Origin of the sequence: Gilliamella sp. wkB308 (assembly GCF_001690185.1) — a bacterium.
Lineage (GTDB): Bacteria > Pseudomonadota > Gammaproteobacteria > Enterobacterales > Orbaceae > Gilliamella > Gilliamella apicola_I.
Map to the genome: position 1 here is coordinate 52,258 of NZ_LZGN01000007.1, position 22,701 is coordinate 74,958.

Genomic DNA, 22,701 nt, shown 5'->3' on the forward strand with positions numbered 1-22,701 from the left:
GATATCATGATAAATAATCAAATAAGCCATATTATAGCGGGTGAATTGACAGTTAAACCAGAACAAGTTTTAGCTGCTATTCAATTATTAGATGAAGGAAGCACTGTTCCTTTTATAGCGCGTTATCGTAAAGAAGTGACCGGCGGGTTAGATGATACCCAATTACGAACTTTAGATAGTCGGTTAGGTTATTTGCGAGAACTTGAAGATCGTAAACAAACGATATTAAAGTCAATTGAAGAACAAGGAAAACTCACCCCAGAACTGAGTCAAAAAATTACCCAAACACTCAGTAAAACCGAACTTGAAGATCTCTATCTACCCTATAAACCTAAACGCCGTACACGGGGACAAATTGCTATTGAAGCAGGACTTGAACCCCTAGCCGATGTGTTATGGGATAATCCAACACTTGATCCTGATAGCGAAGCGGAAAAATTCTTAAATTCTGAAAAAGGAATTGCCGATACCAAATCTGCATTGGATGGGGCACGATACATCCTAATGGAACGATTTGCCGAAGATGCGGCATTACTGGCTAAAGTGCGCCATTATCTATGGAATAATGCGCATTTAGTTTCGCAAGTTGTTACAGGTAAAGAGGAAGAAGGGGCAAAATTTCGTGATTATTTTGCGCAAAGCGAACTCATTTCAAAAGTGCCTTCTCATCGAGCTTTAGCGATGTTTAGAGGACGAAATGAAGGCTTTTTACAACTTTCACTTAACGCCGATCCGCAATTTGAAGAAACGCCAAAAGAAAGCTATTGCGAGCAAATTATTACTGAGCATTTAGGCATTCATTTTAACGATCAACTCGCAGACAAATGGCGTAAGGCTGTCATCAATTGGACATGGCGCATTAAGATTTTAATGCACATGGAAACCGAACTGATGACCACATTACGTGAGCAGGCGGAAGAAGAAGCGATCAATGTGTTTGCTGCTAATTTGCATGATATGTTAATGGCTGCGCCGGCAGGGATGAAAGTCACTATGGGAATGGATCCCGGGTTACGAACAGGGGTAAAAATCGCTGTTGTTGACGCAACCGGTAAATTAGTTGCCACCGAAACGATTTATCCACATACTGGGCAAGCGGATAAGGCTGCAATGATTGTTGCGGCACTATGTATTAAATACCAAGTTGAATTGGTGGCGATTGGTAATGGCACAGCATCGCGTGAAACCGAACGTTTTTATCTTGATGTACAAAAAAAATATCCAGAGGTTAAAGGTCAAAAAGTCATTGTGAGTGAAGCGGGCGCCTCGGTCTATTCTGCGTCCGAGCTAGCCGCTCAAGAATTTCCTGATTTGGATGTATCAATACGTGGTGCGGTATCGATTGCTCGCCGACTACAAGATCCATTAGCTGAACTTGTAAAAATTGATCCAAAATCAATTGGTGTTGGTCAGTATCAACATGATGTTAGCCAAACTCAGCTCGCTAAAAAACTCGATGCTGTTGTGGAAGATGGGGTAAATGCCGTTGGCGTAAATTTAAATACGGCATCGATGATGTTATTAGCTCGCATAGCGGGACTAAATAAAGTTATTGCACAAAATATTGTTAATTGGCGTAACGAAAATGGACAATTTTCTAATCGTAAGCAATTACTAAAAGTTTCACGTTTAGGTCCTAAAGCCTATGAACAATGTGCTGGGTTTTTGCGTATTATGGATGGCGACAATCCACTTGATGCATCTGCCGTTCACCCCGAGGCTTATCCGGTTGTGGAACGCATTTTAGATAAAAATCATAAATCATTAAAAGAGATTTTAGGTGACTCGAAATATTTGAACTCACTCAAAGCAGTCGATTATGTTGATGACCATTTTGGTGTGCCAACTGTGACCGATATTATCAAAGAACTGGATAAACCCGGACGCGATCCACGGCCTGAATTTAAAACAGCTCAATTTGCCGATAATATCGAAACTATGGAAGATTTGAAAGTGGGCATGGTCATGGAAGGTGCGGTAACAAATGTGACTAATTTTGGTGCATTTGTTGACATTGGTGTACACCAAGATGGGTTAGTGCATATATCAGCCTTATCGGATAAATTTGTTGAAGATCCAAGAACGGTGGTTAAAGCCGGTGATATTGTGAAAGTTAAAGTGATGGAAGTCGATATTGCTCGCAAACGTATTGCTTTATCGATGCGACTTGATGATCCAACAATGCCAAAATCTGAAGGTGCTAAACCGAGAATCAATAAATCGACTAGCTCTGCCAAAAGTATACATTCAACGCCTGTAACTAATAGTGCAATGGGTAATGCGTTTGCCGCTGCTTTCAAAAAAGGAAAATAGCGGACTTAATATTTGATCTGTAAAACAATAAAGAGGGCTTATGCCTTCTTTTTTAATCTTTATTTCATGACATGTTAATCAAATTGCTGATTAGATATGCAATGATAAAAATGTTAGCTAGATCAACTTAGGTTGCTTGCGTGTTTTTCAACTAATATGCTTTTGACAGCCATTAAATAATGATAAATCAATATTTAGTTATTCCATATTACTCATATTATTATATACTATACAAAATTAATTCAGTTATTTGTTATCTTGCAAGATTAATTATCGATAATTAATCAAGTTGTTTGTGTAATTAAACTGGTTTAACTTGATCTACTATATGGCATTCCTTAATTTGATATTCTTAAAAAGAGTCATTAACAATATTAGAATATTGCACTGTTTTTTATAACGACATAGTCCGTTGTTACCAAGTTATTCAATAAAATATACCTTTACATGGATGCAACATTGAATAATTACCGAATAGTTCTGATTGCGTGTATGTTGTTTTTAATAAATTTAAAATGTAATCGGTAACAAATTTATCAACGTTTTGATAAATTTATCGTTCACTAAAACTTCAAATCAATAACTTTGTTCCAAATTACAGACAAGTTGATGAGTAGAGGAATTAGCATGAATAGTGATATGTTTGTTTCCCAAAAATTTTATTTGATGCAATTCACATTGAAAACTGTCGTTATTTTTATATTTGGGCTTTTTTATCGTATTGCTTTAGCAGGATTAGCTGTTTCGACTACCACGGTGGAATACATTCACGGTAATCCGCCTGATATTCTTGAAACCGCTGACACCAAAGTTTTAAACGGAATTCAATTCAAATTAAACATTGATGATCTTGATCCGGCAATTATTTCGCCGGGACCTGCCAATAAGATTTCTGTTGCTTACAACACTTCACCTAGCCTGTATTCATTTGCTGTCGATACTTCAAGTTTAAATGAAAGTGATATCAATGATGTGGATGGTGATAAATTGGCTACTAGCGATAGTTTTATCATTCAATCAATTAATGCTGAGTGGCGAGATCAGAACAATAATGTTATTCCTTCTGATTCGACGGCATTTTTGGGTAGTGATGTGTGTAATTCATCTACGGCGAATGCAAAATCATCGGTAACAGTCACGATACAATTTATAGCTAAAACTCAGTACGGTGAGCCTGATACTTCAGAACCCAGAGAAGTATCAAAAACATTTGAAGTGAGTGCTGATGATGGTATCTGTTATATCAGACCCGGTATACTGGCTTTGATTACTCACGATGGTTGGGATGAAGGGGGAAATTATGCACCTTATGGTGCTGATACAATAGATGTTACACCTTCTTATAACAGTGACCAATTTACTGTTCATCAAGGCTTTAAGGCCACAGCAAAAGATCAAAATGGTAATTATTTTCCAACCTATGGTTTTCCGGAAGCTCGTTTTAGAATTGTACCTGTCAATCCAATATCAGATTATAGTTACACCTTAGTCAAAAATCCAAATAATTCATTAGTTAATACTGCACGTAATTCAAACGCTGATTCTAAAAGTGAATTTAAATTTACTGACAATGTACCTGGACAAGGTGATAAATTTGTCATATTAGTGACCAATAATCGAACGCTAGCACAGTTTTATTATACTTTTTCTATAAAACATTGGTTATATTTCTTAAATAACCTTCCGGGTAATTGGCAAAATTCAAATAGATTATGTCAAAACAATAATGATAGATTGCCAACACGAGCTGAGATTACAAACTCGCCTTTAGCTTACACTCCAACCACTAATGATAACTATTATGTAAAAGGTAATGGATACAAAAGAGCAATTGGTGAAGGATTAACGCCAGAATGGGGTAAAGTCTACTTTTATGCACCTTTAGATATTATTGGTCGAGATATGTTAAATGGTTTGTTAAATTTGAAAAATTTCATCTATTATGATTTTTATTTCACCAATGAACAATCATCAGTAAAAAATATATATGGAAATAATCGATACTACAGTGTAGGGATTGTAGAAGGTAACGTTATTGTTGAGCCAGATATAGCATATACCTTATGTGTTAAATATTAAAGCGGATATAAAATTATCTGCTTTTTTAAAAACGCAGTTAAAGTAGTAAAATAATATCTTTAAATTTATTTTGGATTTTCCTTTAATGAGTAGGTTTAAAAACCTGCTCATTTTTATTGTAAAATTTCACAGTAATGAAGGTGTCGTTCATTATATCGATCTTTTTAATTAGCGGGTCACGGTTTAGATATGTTGGTTATTTTACTCTAAGCAAAACAAATTAATTATCATGATAAATACACAGTAGGCAAAATAATATTTTTCAGCCCAAATTGTTTTAACTCAGTAGCAAAATTTTCGACATGCTGCTTTGATGCAGGTTCCCATGTTTTGGCTATTCCTTGGACACCATGGTGGTGAAAAGCATTAATTCTCACTCTCATAGTCGGATCCAGCGCCAATAAAAAGTGCGCGATTTGTTCTGCCTTATTTTGAAGATCCGTATGAGTGGGGATGATCAAAAATCTGACTTCGTGTAATTTATGGATCTTTGAAAGATATTCTATTGTTTTGATGACTCGATGATTATCTCTGCCGGTTAACTTTTTATGAACTTGGGTATCCCAAGCTTTCAGATCAATCATCGCACCATCCATGACATTTACTACTTTTTGCCAACCTGTTTGGGATAGATAACCATTGCTATCAATAAAACAGGTTAAATGTTTTAAGTCATCGGCATTTTTAATGGCATGAAACAGTTTTTCAATAAAAGGTAATTGAATGGTTGCTTCCCCTCCACTGAGGGTAATACCATTTAAAAAGGGTAGGTATTTGCGAATGATGTTTAATATATCTTCAATACTATATCGGTAAGTCATCGGCGTTGATTGATATTGGCATGTCTGAAGGCAAGTATCACATTGCTGGCAAGCTGATGTTTGCCAGACAACTTGATGATGACTAAACGTTAATGCTTGATGTGGGCATGTGGCAACACAATCACCACAATCCTGACATAGTGATATAGTATAGGGATTGTGGCAATTTAAGCATTTAAAATTACAGCCTTGTAAAAATATAACTAATCGATTTCCCGGCCCATCAACGCAAGAAAAGGGTAAAAGTTTATTAACGATTGCCCATGACTTGTTCATGACTGATCACCCGTGGTGTACGGCATAAATAGCTATTATTAACAGTATCTTGTGCGGCTTCACTTCCTAAAAATGTGGTATTAATCCGTGAACCTTCTTCTTTATATTTTTTGATATCTGATAATCTCACCATGTAGCCCGTTACTCGCACCAGATCATTACCACTAATATTGGCTGTAAACTCTCGGAAACCAAATTGAAATGCCGCTTTACAAATTTGCAGTAAAGCGGAAGGATTATTTTTAATGGTTTCATCAATCGTTAATATATCACTAATGCCTGATGTATAATAATGGTGATGTTTAAACAGTGCCATAATATGGGTAACAGGATCCGGTTCGTGACCATAAGGTATTCGTAAGCCTGGTGTGGTGCCTCTGTCCGTACTGATGCCTGATTGTGCATGTAACATTGCTTTACCTTGCCAAGCATGGTTAATGGTATGATGATCAATAAAGTCGGCTAATTGTTTAGAAATGGTGGTAGCCAGTTCATTAGCATCTTCATCGACACCATAGCGACCTGCTAAGTTAGATTTTTCTTGTAATATATTAATCGCTTCAGCCATGGCGAAAATACCAAACATGGGTGCAAATCGGTTGGCATCAATTAACCCCTCTTTCACTAAAAAACTATTTTGAAAAAAGTTTGATTTTTCATATAAAAAGGCTGAACGGGCTTTGATTAAATTTAATTGTAATTGGCAGTAATAGGGTAGTGTGTTTTGCAGAAAATCATCAATATTTTGACTGCGCTTTGCTACTTCTTTTAAGTTGATTCTTGATAGGGTACTGCCACCACCAGCGATAGGTAAGGAATTATAACAGCTGACAACGCCATAGCCTTTTTCATCAAAATCTTTTTGAATCATCATATTATTGGCGATGTGAGGTTTAGCCGTTTCGCAAATATTGCCTATTGCAACAGATAGTAAGGCTTCTGGTGTGATGTTTTCATCATAGATAAAGGTTAAATTCGGTGCAACTTGTTTAAGTTCTTTGTCCACACGTAAAATCAGACGACAAATAACATTATCGGTTGGTCCAATATTGGCATGCATAAAAGCATCAGGTAAATTACGATCTAACATTATCCAAAAATGTCTTAATCGTTGATAAAGTTCATCTTCAGTGAGATCCCCAACATAAGGTAACAATATTTGATCTAAACAACCTAGATAAACAGGCATGCCGGTAACGGATGGTACATGATGATAAGCAATAGTCAGCATATTTAAGGCATCATCAAACGTTTTGGCGGGTTCAAGTTCTAACCACTCAGAGCCTTGTTTCAAAAATTTAGTATAATCAGGCAACACATATCGAGGCTTATAAGGCGCATGACCTTCAAACATATCACAAAGGATATTTTCCTCTAACGCTTTCTTTGTTTCACTATCAAGCTCAACATAAGGCAAATGGTTTTCTGCCGCTAATGCCAGTAAGTTGGCTTTCTGTTTTGGTGATAAATTAGGGTCGGTGACGATTTGATAACAACTGCTTTGGAACTCTGTCATGTGCATATTAACCTCGATACTAAAAAGCAAATTTATTTAATTAAAATGGTAAACCCTATGATTATTTTTCGATAATCATGCGTATTGGTTCATAATCAGCAGCATTAATTGGCGAATGTGTTTCAAAATACTGTTTTACAACATCCGCATCACGATAACCGGTATCCACATAAGTAGGTAATGTGTTGATTATTGGATAGCCGTCTCCGCCCATTGCTAAAAAATCCAATGTCACCAGACGATACTTTTTTTGTAAGTCGATGGATTGTTGATTGATTTTGACATCTTCAATATTTTCGCCTGAACGCGTTAAGGTAATATTTCTTAAGTGGGGAAAGCCACCCGATCCCTGCTTTTTGCTCAATGCAACTTTAAAGTAGTCAATTAGTTCGCGTCCGGTCAACTCGACATAAACTACACTGTTACCGAAAGGTTCAACTTTAAGAATATCTCGATAAGCAATATCGCCTTCAATTAGTGAATCTCGAATCATCCCCCCCGATAAGATACCCAAGTCTGCACCTGTCTTTTCAATAAAAGCACTGAGTAATAATTGTCCTAAATTACTTTGCTGATATCGGACAATATGGCGATCGCCTTCAAGTCGACCGACTAATTCGCCGCTTTTAATTGACAGTTTCTGTCTTCCTTGCTCTTGATAAGGTTGCAATATCTGCAAAAGTTGTGGGTCTTGAGGGATCTCAGTGGTGTAAAACTCAAGACGTTTAGTGTCGTTGCCATTATCCACTTCTTTTTTAAGATTAATAGGAATTAACTGATAATTTTTAAGTGTCAATTTTCCATTTAGAAATTCAAAATCTGCTCGACCTACGTATTTTCCCCATTCGTGAGCCTGTACTATCCAAGTTCCATTTTGTTGATCTGGTGCGCAGGGTGTACCGGGAACATATTCAGTGATTCGTTTATTTGCACTTGCCATACAAACGGGATTTTGAGAATGTCCGCCTACAATCATATTTAATTCACCCGGTGTTAAGCCTCGGGCTAATTCTACATCACCCGGCGCCATTGAACCGTGTTCGCCATTTTCGTAGTGTCCCATATGGGTAACGGCAATTATCATATCTGGGTGTTCGTTTTGTTGAATTTGAGCAATCACTTTTTGTGCTTCGGGTAATGTTTGGCGAAACTCAACACCTTGCGTATTAATCGGTGAAGCGAGATAAATGGTATCATCAGTGGTAAGACCAAAAACGGCAACTCGGATACCATTTAAGTCAAACATTTTATAGGCATCAAAGACACGATTATCCGTGCCTTTGAAGTAAGTATTAGCAGACAAAAATGGAAAATGTGCCAATTGTTGCTGTTCACGAATGACAGATAACGGATGATCAAATTCATGATTACCAACAGCCATAGCATCATAGCCTATTTCGTTCATGCCAATAAAATCGGGTTTAGCTTGAAGTACATCAGATTCGGGTACACCTGTATTGATATCACCACCTGACAAAAGTAATAATGTTCCCCCTTTGGCGGTAACTTCTCTTCTGATGTCATCTATCACCGTTTTTTGAGCGGCAAGCCCATATTCTCCAATTTCATTTTGCCAAAAACGACCATGATGATCGTTCGTATGTAAAATGGTTAATTGATAGGGTTGATTCTCTTTCCAAGAATGGGCTAGTGGCTGTTGCGTGATAGCATCTGCTATTGAATTGGCCGAAAATAGCCCCAAAGCAAGGGCTAGTGATAGTTTTTTAGTTATATTTAAATAATACATGGTGTCTCCTAAATCCTTATAGACAATCACTACTCCGTAATGACTTTATAAATCAATGTTGGCTCGTGCGCATTATCACTAATGGTGATATTGTCATACAGTTTTTGTTTGATCGCATCAAGTTGGTCAGTGCTAGCGTGGATGGTGAGTAAAGCTTCGCCTTGTTCCACTTTATCGCCGACTTTTTTATGTAACACAATACCTACGGCAGGATCGATGATATCGTCCTTTGTTGCACGTCCTGCACCTAATTGCATTGCTGCGATTCCGATTTGATCGGCAACAATACGAGAAACATAACCCGATTTAAGTGCCGGTAGGGCGATTTGATAAGGCGCACTTGCTAATTTTTCAGGATGATCAACAACTGTACTATCACCACCTTGCGCTTCAATTAAGGTTTTGAATTTTTCAATTGCTTTGCCATTTTTAATGGCTTCTTGAAGTTTTACGCGTGCTTCGTCAAGCGTTTTCGCTTTATTCGCTAACACTACCATTTGGCTGCCTAATGTCAGTACTAATTCAGTTAAATCTGAAGGGCCTTGACCTTTTAAGGTATCAATGGCTTCTTTTACTTCTAGCGCATTACCAATTGCAAATCCAAGGGGTTGTGACATATCCGAAATTATCGCCATGGTTCTTCGTCCAATTTGATTGCCGATCTTGACCATTTCATAAGCTAATTTTTCTGAATCTGCCATCTCTCGCATCAATGCACCATCACCGGTTTTCACATCTAAAACAATTGCATCGGCACCTGCGGCTAACTTTTTGCTCATAATTGAACTTGCAATAAGTGGAATTGAATTGACCGTACCGGTTACATCACGAAGTGAATAAAGTTTTTTATCAGCAGGTGTTAAATTACCGGATTGTCCAATAACTGATACACCTTTTTGATTGACTTGATCAATAAATTCTTGCTTATCTAATTCCATTTTAAATCCGGGGATTGACTCAAATTTGTCATTGGTACCCCCAGTGTAACCAAGTCCTCGTCCGGACATTTTAGCAACAGGTACACCAACGGCTGCCACTAATGGGGCAAGCACAAGAGTAGTGGTATCGCCAACGCCACCTGTTGAATGTTTATCAACTTTGATACCTTGAATTGAAGAGAGATCGACAGTATCACCTGAATGCATCATTGCTGTTGTTAAATCAGCACACTCTTTTGACGTCATGCCTTGATAGTAGATAGCCATTAATAGCGCACTCACTTGATAATCAGGGATTGTGCCATTGGTATAATTGGTAATAAAAAATTGGATTTCTTCAGTTGTCAGTGGATGACCATCACGTTTTTTTTCAATAATATCTACAAATCTCATTAATCTTCTCTCTTAATGTCAATATATTAGGTTAATATTACCTTGGTCTGTTTATTTGATTTTAAACGACGTTTAAATCAGTCAACATTTTTGCGCATAAATTGTATAATTTAATACAGCATAACATTGTCATTTTTACTCATTTTTAGTGATAATTTTTTATTATAAGCATGTTTCTAATCTAAATCACTGGGTGAAAATGACCAAGGTAATAGCTCACCAACGGTTGTTTCTTTTATTTTTCCTTGCATATTTGTCAAAATAACGGGCATATCTTTAGCACAAAATTCACTGATTACTTGGCGACAGGCTCCACAGGGTGAAATAGGTTCGTGGGTATCGCCAATGACAACTAATTTTTTAAATTTGCGTTTGCCTTCTGAAACGGCTTTGAAAATAGCGGTTCGTTCAGCGCAGTTAGCCAATCCGTACGATGCATTTTCAACATTGCAACCTAAAATGACCTCGTCATCTTCAGTAATAAGTACCGCACCAACTTGAAATTTAGAATAAGGTACGTAAGCCTTAGAACGTGCAGTTTTAGCCAGTTCGATTAGTTTTTCAATTTTCATCATAATAATCCTGTTCGTGATACCTTGTTCTATTGATGTTTAGATTGCACATTCATGGGTGATTGTAAATCCAGTCGATAAACACCAAATCCTAGATTATCTTTTTCCACATAGCTTGTTGGATATAAGGAATATTTTTCGATAACTGTTTTGGCTTCTTCAGTTGGCGATGATTCAAAACGAATATCTAATTTGGTATTGCTGGTTATCGGTGCAATTTGCCAGTTATTATCGGCAGCTACCTTCACCACCCCATTTTTATGGGTGGTGTTGGTGATATAAGCCGATAAAATCACTCTTAAATCATCAGGTGAATTAAATTTCACATTTTTGCTTCCTGTTCCCGGAAACGCACCGGTATAAGCACGATAATTATTTGTTGCAATTAAAAAGGTTTGATTAGGATCAATTGGTTTTTGTTGATAGGTTAAATTTTTAATTCGCTCAGAATGCGCATTGATTAGTTGGCAATTGCCATCGTAGCGAGCAGGCTGAGTAATATCAATTTGATAATTTACACCATCAATCGTATCGAAATTATACGTTCTGAAATGATCCCAATCTATCAAGTACTGCGGTGTCGTGACTTTCGTATCAATTTGATTATATACCCCTGCCGAACATTCAAGCCACTCTTTAACCTCTTTACCCGTCACTTGAACGACTGATAATAGGTTAGGGTATAAGTAGATATCCGCTGCATTTCTAAATGTAAGATCGCCTTTTTTTACATCAACAAAGGCAGTTGGATCGTTTTTTCTACCGCCAGCTTTGAACGGGGCAATAGCCGATAAAACCGGCAAACCATCAAGATCCGGGTCACCTTGAATAAACTGTTTTACATACGCAATTTGCGCATCACTAATAATTTGTAATGCCGTGGTATCTTGAACTAAAGCCAAATAACTGGTTATATCACTATCAATTTTCCCAATCGGTTTTCCGACAAATTCACGTGTACCCTGATGATCTTCTTTTAGTACGTGAGTAATATGTTGATCGGAATCAACCAGTGCTTTTTTGGTTTTCACGTCATAAATTGGGCGAGCTTGAGATTTACCTGAAGTCACTTGCCAACTTGAATTTTCACCATTTAGTACTAAATCAACTACGCCTAAATGGCTCCCCCATTGTCCGGGCATAACGGCAGGAACATGATTTATATTGCCGGTTTCAATATTAGTATTCGGTAATGATTTAAAATCGTCGCTTGGAAACACACCATGTGAATGACCAAACATAATCGCATTAATACCCTCTACTTGACTTAAATAGTATACCGAGTTTTCCGCTAATGCTTTATAAGGTTCAGCAGAAACACCCGAATGCGGAATGGCGATAATGATATTAGCTCCTTCTTTTTTCATTTGCGGAACTAACTGTTTGGCTGTTTCAGTGATGTCTTTTACCACAACTTTGCCATCTAAATTGAGTTTATCCCATTGCATAATTTGAGGTGGAACAAATCCTATATAACCAATTTTAATAATGTGTTGATTACCTTCTCGATCAATGACCGGCGTGTCGACAATAATATATTGTTTAAAAAAGGGTTGCCCGGTCTTTGCGTCATAGACATTGGCATTAATGTAAGGAAATTTGGCACCGGCAAGGCTTTTTTGCAAGAAGTCTAAACCAAAGTTAAACTCGTGATTACCGATGTTACCAACGGTATAATTTAACGTATTCATGGCTTTATAGACTGGATGGATTTCACCATTTTTAAGCCCTTTATTCACCGCATAATCAGCCATAGGGCTACCCTGAATCAAATCGCCATTATCAACCAGCACACTGTTTTTTACTTCATTGCGAGCTTGATGAATTAAATTGGCCGTTTTAGCTAATCCAAAGGTATCGACAGATTGATCTTTAAAATAGTCAAAATTCATCATGTTGCCATGCAGATCGGTTGTTTCGATAATTCTTAAATCTACTGTTGCTGCATGGAGCGTGCCAGAAATCAATAGGGTTAATAAGGTGAAAGTGAATTTATTTTTTAACATATGAATCTCCTATTTATTTCCGGTAATGCTATTTTTTCATCCGTTTTAATAATAAATGTTGGTAATGAATAAATCGTTCAATAATGGCTGGGTGATAGTTATTTTCATTAATTGCTGTTTGTAATGATTGCTGATCATCGGTTGTGAAACAGGACAAAACATAATCCGTTAACCGTGCTTTTTGCAAATCTTCAACAAACGCCGCATCAATTCCACACAGTGTAATATCGAGCAATTCTAAACGAGTAAAGTGAAAGATAGATTGGGCTAAACAATATTCTTTTTCGATGTCAGTACCAAAAATGCCTGCGTCATCGGTATTTAAGGTAATTCGTACACCCTGATCATAAAGCTGTCTTACAGGGTGATGATGAATATCTCCATGTAACTCATTGACTAAAATGCGGTTACTGGTTAACGCAACTTCTAATGTTATGTTGCGTCGAACTAATTCATTGATTAACTCCTGATCTTCAATTGCTCGAATGCCATGCCCAATTCTATCTGCACCATGTTTAAGGGCTTGAATAATACTTGCTGCGGATTCGATTTCGCCAGCATGATAAGATTTTTTTAAATTGAGTTTTTTGGCTAATTGGTGTGAGGCATGAAAATCATCGAAGTGACCGGCTTTTTCATTACCGGCAATATTAAAACCGGTAATAAATGGGTGAGGGTTTTTTTCAATAAATAATAGGGTATCGTGCACTGTTTTCGCACCTAAATGCCTGACACCAATCACATGATATCTTACGGTAATATTAAATTCTTTTTGTACGTCAGTTATGGCGGCATCCATTTGGTGTAAGGTTTGATGAAATCGCTCTTCATCCCAAATTATTTCACCCTGTTCTTCTGTTGCGCAAATGTGATAAGGAGAAAGAAAGAGTTCACAATAGATTAGCCCTTGTTTGGCGTTTCGATAAAGAAAATCATACGTAATAAGGTAATAATCTTCGGGGGTTTTTACAAAATTTGAAACAGTATCATAGGTTTGAATAAACTGAACAAAATCAGTTTCATCATAGCGATATCGCCCATTTTTATATTCGTTAGCATCATATTCACCCGATTGATAGCATAACGAAGATGGGAAGGTAATATGATTTTTATCAGCTAACTTTTTAGCCATAAAAGGGGTAATACTACCTTCAACATGTTCATGTAATATCACTTTAGGAAGCAATGGTTTATTCATTTGATAAGTTATCTTTTTAATATGCTTTCTCGGATCCCACTATTAGGTCGCTTAACACAAATAGTGATAGATTAATGGCATTTTAGCTTTGCTAATTGCGTTGTTATCTATTTTACCTTGATCAGGTATCTTATTTCCATACTTTTTGTGTGACCAATTTTTATTTTGTGAGATAGGTATCGTTTTATTTTAAACAGTATCACCCTGATTAATCACGTTATCTCAAGGTGAAAAAGGATAATTTTAAACGATAGCTTAATCAATATGTTTATTTTTGATTCAAACAGAAGGACAATGATCATCATCCTTCTGTGATTGAATAATACTTATTAATAACAATTAATTAACGGAATCGGCTGTTTTTTGTTCATTGGTGTCGTTTTTAAATATGACCATAAATATGACAGCCAGCACCAGCGCATATCCAGCAAAAATGAGCCATACAGTATGCCAATCTGTGATCTGTTTTTCATCAATGATTTGCGTATAGTGTTCGGCGACAATTCCGCTAATCACCGAACCTAAATAAGCACCAATACCATTAGTCATTATCATAAATAGACCTTGAGCACTGTTACGTATACTTGGCGATACCGATTTTTCGACATACATAGAGCCAGAAATATTATAGAAATCAAACGCACAACCATAGACTATCATCGAGAGTAACAGTAATACAAAGCCAATTGGTGACGGGTCTCCGTAGGCAAAAAGACCAAAACGCGCAACCCAAGCTAGAATACTAATCAACATCACATATTTAATGCCTAACCGTTTCATAAAGAAAGGTACAAATAAGATAAACACGACTTCAGATATTTGTGAAATCGACAATAATACTGAAGGGTATTTCACAACTAAACTTGTTTCATAGATCGGAATATTTCTAAAGTCTCGTAAGAATTGGTCACCAAAAGTATTGGTAATTTGTAAAATTCCACCTAATAAGACCGCAAACAGGAAGAATATTGCCATTCTTGGTTGCTTAAATAAGACAAGTGCATCTAATCCCAACGAACTGATAAGCGATTTTTCTTTGATTGCATTTTTTGATGTCGGAATCAAAGGGAGTGTTAACGACACTAGGCATAATACGACTGAACCGGCTGCCGCTGTATATAGTTGCATGTTACTTAGATCAAATTTTAAAAAGCTAACTAACCACATGGCAACAATAAAGCCAATTGTACCAAAAATTCGAATGCCAGGAAATTCAGCGATGACATCAAGCCCTTTAGATTCAATACATGAATAAGCGATTGAATTTGATATCGCAATGGTAGGCATGAAAGCTAAACAATGAATAAGCATGACAATCATCATCATAGCGGGTGAAGTGATTAATGCAGCAATGCATAATGTAATTGCACCAATTAAATGACAAAGCATGTATAAGCGATTAGCAGGGATCCATCTATCTGCAACTACACCTAATAAACCCGGCATAAATAGCGATGCTAATCCCATTGAACCATACACTAATCCAATATCTGTTCTTGAAAAGGATAAAACATCATTCATATAAGAACCGAAGGTGATTAACCAACATCCCCAAATAAAAAATTGCATAAAAAATATAACTTTTAGTTGTAACTTAGTATTCATTTCAATTCCTTATTCAATGCGATCTTTTTCATAACTTCTTACCTAAAATATAATCAATAAATTGATTGTAACCTTAACTTGTTGTTCAGCGATATTGCGTAAAACCGATAAAATTTTTTTGACTGAACACGTTTGATGATGTAGATCAGTCATTAACAATTTTTAATAATTAAAAAAAATGGCAGTCATTCTGCCATTTTAGTTTTGGTTTAATAAAACCGATTCTAGCGCAACGGTGATCATTTCTTTGAAACCAAGTTGACGCTGTTCAGCTGTCATGGCTTCACCTTTACGTATATGATCAGATACCGTACAAATGGCTAATGCTTTGGCGCCATATTCCGCTGCCACCCCATAAATTCCTGCTGCTTCCATTTCAACCCCTAAAATGTTGTATTTTTCCATTACATCAAACAGTTCGGGTTCAACACTATAAAAAAGATCAGCTGAAAAGAGGTTTCCCACTTTTACATTAACACCTAATTTTTGGGCTGCATTCACCGCGTGGCAAGTAAGATCGAAATCGGCAATAGCTGCAAAATCATGATCCTTAAAACGAATACGATTAACTTTAGAATCCGTGCAAGCACCCATACCAATAATCACATCGCCGATATTAACATTTGGGCTAATTGCACCACATGAACCGACACGAATGATATTTTTTACACCATAAAATTTTATTAATTCCGTGGTATAGATAGAACAAGATGGAATGCCCATTCCATGCCCCATAACAGAAACTTTTTGACCTTTATAATAGCCAGTAAAACCTAACATTGCTCTTACATTAGTCACTTCTTGTGCATTTTCTAAAAAAGTTTCTGCAATAAATTTTGCTCGTAATGGATCGCCTGGCATTAAGACAGTTTCTGCAAAAGCATTTTCAATTGCGTTAATGTGTGGGGTAGACATTAATTTCTCCTGAAAGTTTTTGAAAAATAAATTCTGTTACCTATTTTTTGATAAAAGATTGCCCATATTCCATTGGTGATAAATCAAAATAATCGGCAACACTCTGACCGATATCAGCAAAGGTTTTACGATGCCCTAGGGAACCAACGGGAACACTATCACCGTAAACGATGACTGGAATATGTTCACGAGTATGATCTGTGCCTGCCCAAGTTGGATCGCATCCATGATCAGCACTGATAATCAGTAGATCACCCGGTTCGATAAGATCTAACATTTCGGGTAAGCGAGAATCAAAATATTCTAGCGCAGCAGCGTAACCGGCAACATCACGTCGATGACCATAAGACGAGTCAAAATCAACAAAGTTAGTAAACACAATCGTATTATCTTTGGCTTGTTTTATCTCTTCAATTGATGCATAGAAAAGGGCTTCAATGCCGGTTGCTTTAACTTTCTTAGTAATACCAACATGTGCATAAATATCAGCAATTTTACCAATTGACACGACAGTGCCTTGTTTTTCATCAACCAGTTTTTTTATCATGGTTGGGGCAGGTGGTTCAACGGCTAAATCGTGGCGGTTACCGGTACGGACAAATTCGCCCGCTTTTTTACCGACAAAGGGTCTGGCAATCACACGCCCAATGTTATAATTACCTTTATTCAGTTCATCACGCGCTATTTCGCAGATTTCATATAATCTATCTAAGCCGAATGTCTCTTCATGACACGCTATCTGAAAAACTGAGTCGGCTGAAGTATAAAATATCGGTTTACCGCTTATCATATGTTCTTCGCCAAGCTCATCAAGAATAATGGTTCCTGATGAATGGCAGTTACCTAAATAACCAGATAGGTTGGCTCGTTTTACAATTTTATCTAATAATTCTTGAGGAAAACTATTGGTGGTGTTGGAAAAATAGCCCCAATCAAAAAGTACAGGAACGCCAGCTATTTCCCAATGTCCTGATGGTGTATCTTTACCCGAAGAAATTTCACTCGCATAGCCATAAGAACCAATTATTTCACCTTCAGTGCGCATACCTTGGGGATAATAACCTACCGATTCGTAGGCTGCTTCGATTAAGCCTAGCTTAGCTAAATTAGGTAATTTTAATGGACCTTGGCGTCCTTTATCGGCTTGACCTAATGCACAGGCTTCGGCAATATGACCTAATGTATTCGATCCTTCATCTCCATATTTTTTTGCATCTTCGGCTCCACCAATTCCAAAGGAATCGAGGATCATAATAAAAACTCTTTTCATAATTTCCTCTAAATCTCAAATATCACGAAGCTTGGCAATCATGTTATGAAATAACGATTGCTAATATTGTGATCTAGCACACATTTGATTGCTTTATTAAAGTCAATTGTGTAATAAAAAAATTTTTTTAACGATTAAAACTATTTTTTGTGCCCTTTATAATAAAAGGTTTTCAGGTTAGTTATAATACATGATAAAAAAAAACAGAAAAGATTTAAGCATCGTTTTAGCTGATTATTTGATTAATATTAACGGATTTTGTAAAAAATATTATGACACATTCGCTTATAGAGCGATTCAATAATGTTTTGTTAAGCTATTTGCAGAAAATTATTATTGAAGAAATTAAATGATAAATTTAATTATGATGAATCAAATCTTAAAGGTGTTGTGTTAATATGAACTATTTTATATCTCGATTACTTAACAAGATGTTAACTAATTCACATCATATTAGCATAGCCCATTTAAAGAATGGCGTTATATAAAATTTTGAAAGCTAACTATAAACTTTAATACAAAATAAATATCAATTTAATTAATACACGTTAGTTTGCCCATTTAGGATGAAGTTATTTATAAAAAAAAGGTAATGAATAATGAATCAAAAAATCCCAAATACTTTTGGTCTTGACGTTTTTGCAAAACATGTCATCACGGTATCAAGCGTTAAGGAACTACAAGATGTTTGGCAAGATAATGCCAATCAACCGATTATGATTATAGGTGAAGGAAGTAATACACTTTTTACCAGTGATTTTGAAGGGACGATTATCGTTAACCGCATAAAAGGTATTACCATAACTGAAACGGAAAACGAATGGTTGTTAAAAATAGGTGCAGGCGAAAACTGGCATGATATCGTAACAAAAACGATCACACAAAATATTGCCGGTCTCGAAAATTTAGCGCTCATACCGGGCTGTATTGGCTCAGCACCAATTCAAAATATCGGTGCTTATGGTGTTGAATTTCAAAAAGTTGCTGACTATGTTGAGTTGCTTGAACTTGCAACCGGTAATATTATTACCGTGACTGACGGGCAATACGGATACCGTGAAAGCATTTTTAAACAACACTATTCGCAGGGATATGCGGTAACTTATGTCGGTATAAAATTAGCTAAACAGTGGCAGCCAGTACTCAGTTATGGCGAATTAAAAAACTTTGATGCTAAAACTGTCACGCCTAAAATGATTTTTGATAAAGTGTGTGAAATTCGTCGCAGTAAATTACCCGATCCCAACGTACTTGGTAATGGCGGCAGTTTTTTTAAAAATCCAGTGGTGGATAAAGTTATTGCCGACAAACTACTTGAAATCTACCCGGCAATGCCAATATACCCACAATCAAACAATCAAGTTAAATTAGCCGCTGGTTGGTTAATCGATCAGTGTGGCTTAAAAGGCTATCAGATTGGGGGTGCTGCTGTTCATCAACAACAAGCATTGGTTTTAGTTAATATCAATAAGGCAACGGCACAAGATGTAGTTGATTTAGCTCGTCATGTCAAAAACGCCGTTTTAAATAAATTTTCAATCCATCTATCACCTGAAATCCGTTTTATCGGTGCAACAGGCGAAATTGATGTAGACAATTTTTTATAATCATTTGAACTATGAAACACTCTTATTCATTTCCGATTTTATTAACCAGTTTACTTTTTGTCACGATCGCTTTATCAGCATTAAATACCCAAGTACCACTGTGGTTAGAAAAAGACCAATTCTCGTTAGGGCAAATTGGTCTGGTGGGGTCGAGTTATTTTGCTGGTAACTTGCTTGGTACAATCATGGCAAACTGGTTAATTAGTCATTTTAATGCACGCTATACTTATACCTATAGTTGTTTACTTTTCGCTATTGCCACCATTGGCTTAAGTTTTTCAATGGATTTTTATAGTTGGGCAATATGGCGTTTTATGATAGGTATGGCTTGTGCGGTGACATGGGTTGTAATTGAAAGTTGTATACTGGTTACCGGAACAGTTCGTACACGAGGAAAAATGCTAGCGGTTTATCTAACTACTTACTATATTGGTACGGTGTTAGGGCAAGCGCTGTTAAGATATTTTCCGCAAGAAATACTCTATTTTGGACTAGTTATTACACTATTAATGGCGTTGGCTATTTTATTTATTTTACTTACTCACTATAAACTACCAAAAAGAAAGAAAAGCGGTTTAAATATTGTTCCAATGATTTTAAATAAGCCTTCTCGGATAGGGCTTATCGGTTGTATGATTGCAGGCATGTTAATTGGTTCTTTATATTCATTATTACCTGTCTACTATTCACATTTAGGATATAGCGATAGCCAAGTCGCTAATTGGATGATTCTGCTTATTTTATCTGGCGTTATTGCGCAACTGCCTGCTAATTGGTGTGCAGATAAATATGGCCGTCGAGTGGTGTTACTGATTGAATCTTTAATCATGTTAGTTGCATGCGTATTATTGGTATTTAACTTATTTGATGTCTTTGCCATTATTTTATTAGGCACAACCATCTACACGATTTATCCAATATCCATGGCATGGGCTTGTTCTTGTGTACGTAAACAAGATATTGTGTCAATGAATCAAGCAATGTTATTAACCAATACGTTAGGAAGTCTTATTGCGCCGGCGATCATTGCTTATGTCATGGATATAACCAATAACTCTTATTTATTCATCAGTTTTGCTATAATTTCACTTTATTTTATTATTTTATTAGTCTACAAGCGAGGAGCAAATGCGCAGTTATCAAAATCCCCTTAAATTAATTGAAATTCTAGCCGACGGAAATTTTCATTCCGGCGAAGAGCTAGCGTCAGATTTTGGTATTACGCGTGCCGGAATAAATAAGTATATTAAAGTGCTTCGTGAATGGGGAATTGAATTATCCTCGATACAAGGTAAAGGCTATAGCTTAAAAAAACCGATGGATTTATTTAATAAATCCAAAATAGATCAGTATTACCAAGCTGATAGTCGCGTTGAAATTTTACCAATTATCGACTCAACTAACCAATACATGCTGGATAAAATACCCGATTTAAAATCGGGAGATTGCTGTATAGCCGAATTTCAGTCAAAAGCACGAGGAAGACGAGGGCGCCAATGGTTTTCACCTTTTGGTACCAATCTCTATTTTTCAATGTATTGGCGATTAGATCAAGGTATAGCAGCAGCAATGGGACTAAGTCTAGTTGTGGGCATTGTTGTTACGCAGGCTTTACGAGAATTATCGGGTCAAGATATCAAAGTAAAATGGCCTAATGATCTTTATCTTAATGACCAAAAGTTAGCAGGTATTTTGGTCGAATTAGCCGGTAAAACAGGGGATTGTGCCCATGTTGTGATTGGTATCGGGGTTAATTTAAATATGACCAATCCCGACACGAATATTGTCAATCAAAAATGGGCTAATTTAGGGAACATCAATCGTAATTTATTGGTTGCCAAAATTGCAAAAACATTACGGGAAAATCTAAAAAAATTTGAAAAAAATGGATTAGCATTTTTTATTGATGATTGGAATCATCTCGATAATTTTATTCATCGTCCTGTTAAATTACTTATCGGTGATGATGTAATTCGAGGTGTTGCAAAAGGTATTAATGATCAAGGTGCTTTACTGCTTGAACAAAATGGCAAAATTCAAGCCTATGTTGGTGGTGAAATCTCATTACGAAGTGATGAGTAACAAATTGTTCCCTGTATACACAGGGACAATAAATTCTTATAAAATTGAATAAATATCATGTTTATCCACTTTTTACTTTTTGGTAAGAATTCGCAAAGTGAGTTAATGGCTGTACCCTGTTAGTTAACAAGTAGAATGTGACAAAGTCCAAAAAGGAAAATATTTCACTGCAATTCATTAAAATCCATTCCCAAAAGCGAGAAATGACCTTGTAACTAGAAATGGGTCGGTGCACGAATAAATTACAAGAAGAATAGGCGCATCCAACTCCTTGTTAAATTTAATTAACTAACTGATTAATATAGACTAATGTGTTTAAAATGTCTAAAAACCAACTGAATAAAAAAACAACAAAAAAGTTGGTAGAATTTTAAACTTTGCTATTTTAATTAATAAACAATAGGTTATAATTAGGGTGTTCCCTGTATACACAGGGATAAACCGCTATTTAATGGATTTAAACACCGCATCGCACAGTGTTCCCTGTATACACAGGGATAAACCGCTCAATTCGATATACTCAATAACTGATTGTTCGTGTTCCCTGTATACACAGGGATAAACCGCTAATAATACATATTTCATTTTGTTTCTCCGTGTGTTCCCTGTATACACAGGGATAAACCGTGATGAGTTTCATGCTAAAAAATTTGTTTACAGTGTTCCCTGTATACACAGGGATAAACCGGGGTTTATTATTAGGTAGATTGACCTTGCCTTTGTGTTCCCTGTATACACAGGGATAAACCGCGTGTCCGAAAGCTCTTTGTTTTCAAGTTTCTGTGTTCCCTGTATACACAGGGATAAACCGAATGCTCAGAATACGATAGTTATTCGTATGGGGTGTTCCCTGTATACACAGGGATAAACCGTGTTGCGGTTTTGTCTGCATAAATACGACTGGGTGTTCCCTGTATACACAGGGATAAACCGCGGGAATTGCCAACGCTGGTAGATGACGACGGGTGTTCCCTGTATACACAGGGATAAACCGCCTATTGTTTCGGTTGTATTCTGAAATATAGGGTGTTCCCTGTATACACAGGGATAAACCGGGTGTTCGTGCAACCGGCTATATTATAACGTTGTGTTCCCTGTATACACAGGGATAAACCGAATTGGCGAAAAAATTAAAACAGATTGAGCCGGTGTTCCCTGTATACACAGGGATAAACCGATTTTGTCGACGCAATGATTAGTGTGCGTGATGTGTTCCCTGTATACACAGGGATAAACCGAAGAAATAAAAGAGAAAATTGCAAAAAGTAAAGTGTTCCCTGTATACACAGGGATAAACCGACCCTAAAAACTGCTTTGAAATAGCCACTGATGTGTTCCCTGTATACACAGGGATAAACTGGAC

At 36.6% G+C, this 22,701-nt stretch carries 14 protein-coding genes, 1 pseudogene and 1 CRISPR repeat array (1 of these 16 only partly in view); of the genes and pseudogenes, 5 read left to right on the top strand and 10 right to left on the bottom strand.

From position 1 onward, the window contains the following. Positions 1-6: 6 nt before the first annotated feature. Together A9G10_RS01215 and A9G10_RS01220 are read left to right on the top strand one after the other, a co-directional pair. Positions 7-2,175: pseudogene (locus tag A9G10_RS01215) on the top strand (Tex family protein); the annotation flags it as partial. Between the two features lie 765 nt (positions 2,176-2,940). Then, positions 2,941-4,392 carry a hypothetical protein gene (locus tag A9G10_RS01220; protein WP_065557883.1) on the top strand — a complete coding sequence of 484 codons (1,452 nt, stop codon included), beginning with the start codon at positions 2,941-2,943 and terminating at the stop codon, positions 4,390-4,392. A 227-nt stretch (positions 4,393-4,619) separates the two neighbouring features. Here A9G10_RS01220 and A9G10_RS01225 read toward each other — a convergent pair whose 3' ends face one another. From A9G10_RS01225 to A9G10_RS01270, 10 genes are all read right to left on the bottom strand, one after another. Next, positions 4,620-5,489 carry a YjjW family glycine radical enzyme activase gene (locus tag A9G10_RS01225; RefSeq protein WP_065557884.1) on the bottom strand — a complete coding sequence of 290 codons (870 nt, stop codon included), beginning with the start codon at positions 5,487-5,489 and terminating at the stop codon, positions 4,620-4,622. Next, positions 5,464-7,011: a YjjI family glycine radical enzyme gene (locus tag A9G10_RS01230; protein WP_143425918.1), complete on the bottom strand. Its 1,548-nt coding sequence runs from the start codon at positions 7,009-7,011 to the stop codon at positions 5,464-5,466. Before A9G10_RS01230 ends, A9G10_RS01225 begins: the two co-directional genes overlap by 26 nt. Before the next feature lie 55 nt (positions 7,012-7,066). Next, entirely contained in the window at positions 7,067-8,752 is a 1,686-nt protein-coding gene (ushA, locus tag A9G10_RS01235) for a bifunctional UDP-sugar hydrolase/5'-nucleotidase UshA (protein WP_065557886.1), read from the bottom strand. Positions 8,753-8,781: 29 nt separating this feature from the next. Then, a complete protein-coding gene (locus tag A9G10_RS01240; RefSeq protein WP_065557887.1) occupies positions 8,782-10,083 on the bottom strand; it encodes a pyrimidine-nucleoside phosphorylase in 1,302 nt (433 codons plus the stop codon). A gap of 176 nt (positions 10,084-10,259) precedes the next feature. Further along, a complete protein-coding gene (locus A9G10_RS01245; protein ID WP_065557888.1) occupies positions 10,260-10,655 on the bottom strand; it encodes a cytidine deaminase in 396 nt (131 codons plus the stop codon). Between the two features lie 29 nt (positions 10,656-10,684). Continuing rightward, on the bottom strand, positions 10,685-12,661 hold the full coding sequence (locus A9G10_RS01250; protein ID WP_065557889.1) for a bifunctional 2',3'-cyclic-nucleotide 2'-phosphodiesterase/3'-nucleotidase: 1,977 nt from the start codon (positions 12,659-12,661) through the stop codon (positions 10,685-10,687). A gap of 28 nt (positions 12,662-12,689) precedes the next feature. Beyond that, positions 12,690-13,859, bottom strand: a complete 1,170-nt coding sequence (add, locus tag A9G10_RS01255) for an adenosine deaminase (protein ID WP_065557890.1) — start codon at positions 13,857-13,859, stop codon at positions 12,690-12,692. 339 nt (positions 13,860-14,198) lie between these two features. Next, entirely contained in the window at positions 14,199-15,464 is a 1,266-nt protein-coding gene (locus A9G10_RS01260; protein WP_065557891.1) for a nucleoside permease, read from the bottom strand. A 198-nt stretch (positions 15,465-15,662) separates the two neighbouring features. Further along, positions 15,663-16,379: a purine-nucleoside phosphorylase gene (gene deoD, locus A9G10_RS01265; protein ID WP_065557892.1), complete on the bottom strand. Its 717-nt coding sequence runs from the start codon at positions 16,377-16,379 to the stop codon at positions 15,663-15,665. 40 nt (positions 16,380-16,419) lie between these two features. Then, complete coding sequence (locus tag A9G10_RS01270) at positions 16,420-17,649, bottom strand: phosphopentomutase (protein WP_065557893.1); 1,230 nt, start codon at positions 17,647-17,649, stop codon at positions 16,420-16,422. A gap of 596 nt (positions 17,650-18,245) precedes the next feature. Here A9G10_RS01270 and murB point away from each other — a divergent pair. The 3 genes from murB to birA are packed head-to-tail and all read left to right on the top strand — an operon-like array spanning position 18,246 to position 21,338. Further along, positions 18,246-19,256, top strand: a complete 1,011-nt coding sequence (murB, locus tag A9G10_RS01275; RefSeq protein WP_442903211.1) for a UDP-N-acetylmuramate dehydrogenase — start codon at positions 18,246-18,248, stop codon at positions 19,254-19,256. Between the two features lie 11 nt (positions 19,257-19,267). Next, a complete protein-coding gene (locus A9G10_RS01280) occupies positions 19,268-20,410 on the top strand; it encodes an MFS transporter (protein WP_065557895.1) in 1,143 nt (380 codons plus the stop codon). Further along, positions 20,385-21,338, top strand: a complete 954-nt coding sequence (gene birA, locus A9G10_RS01285; protein ID WP_065557896.1) for a bifunctional biotin--[acetyl-CoA-carboxylase] ligase/biotin operon repressor BirA — start codon at positions 20,385-20,387, stop codon at positions 21,336-21,338. The genes A9G10_RS01280 and birA overlap by 26 nt, the downstream gene beginning before the upstream one ends. 415 nt (positions 21,339-21,753) lie before the next feature. Then, positions 21,754-22,701: direct repeats of the CRISPR family, unit length 29 nt; unit sequence GTGTTCCCTGTATACACAGGGATAAACCG; it runs 364 nt beyond the window's last position.

Bases quoted from the DNA above. Each gene is read 5' to 3' on its own strand.
- A9G10_RS01220 (WP_065557883.1), top strand. From the start codon at position 2,941: ATGAATAGTGATATGTTTGTTTCCCAAAAATTTTATTTGATGCAATTC.
- A9G10_RS01225 (WP_065557884.1), bottom strand. From the start codon at position 5,489: ATGAACAAGTCATGGGCAATCGTTAATAAACTTTTACCCTTTTCTTGC.
- A9G10_RS01230 (WP_143425918.1), bottom strand. From the start codon at position 7,011: ATGCACATGACAGAGTTCCAAAGCAGTTGTTATCAAATCGTCACCGAC.
- ushA (WP_065557886.1), bottom strand. From the start codon at position 8,752: ATGTATTATTTAAATATAACTAAAAAACTATCACTAGCCCTTGCTTTG.
- A9G10_RS01240 (WP_065557887.1), bottom strand. From the start codon at position 10,083: ATGAGATTTGTAGATATTATTGAAAAAAAACGTGATGGTCATCCACTG.
- A9G10_RS01245 (WP_065557888.1), bottom strand. From the start codon at position 10,655: ATGAAAATTGAAAAACTAATCGAACTGGCTAAAACTGCACGTTCTAAG.
- A9G10_RS01250 (WP_065557889.1), bottom strand. From the start codon at position 12,661: ATGTTAAAAAATAAATTCACTTTCACCTTATTAACCCTATTGATTTCT.
- add (WP_065557890.1), bottom strand. From the start codon at position 13,859: ATGAATAAACCATTGCTTCCTAAAGTGATATTACATGAACATGTTGAA.
- A9G10_RS01260 (WP_065557891.1), bottom strand. From the start codon at position 15,464: ATGAATACTAAGTTACAACTAAAAGTTATATTTTTTATGCAATTTTTT.
- deoD (WP_065557892.1), bottom strand. From the start codon at position 16,379: ATGTCTACCCCACACATTAACGCAATTGAAAATGCTTTTGCAGAAACT.
- A9G10_RS01270 (WP_065557893.1), bottom strand. From the start codon at position 17,649: ATGAAAAGAGTTTTTATTATGATCCTCGATTCCTTTGGAATTGGTGGA.
- A9G10_RS01280 (WP_065557895.1), top strand. From the start codon at position 19,268: ATGAAACACTCTTATTCATTTCCGATTTTATTAACCAGTTTACTTTTT.
- birA (WP_065557896.1), top strand. From the start codon at position 20,385: ATGCGCAGTTATCAAAATCCCCTTAAATTAATTGAAATTCTAGCCGAC.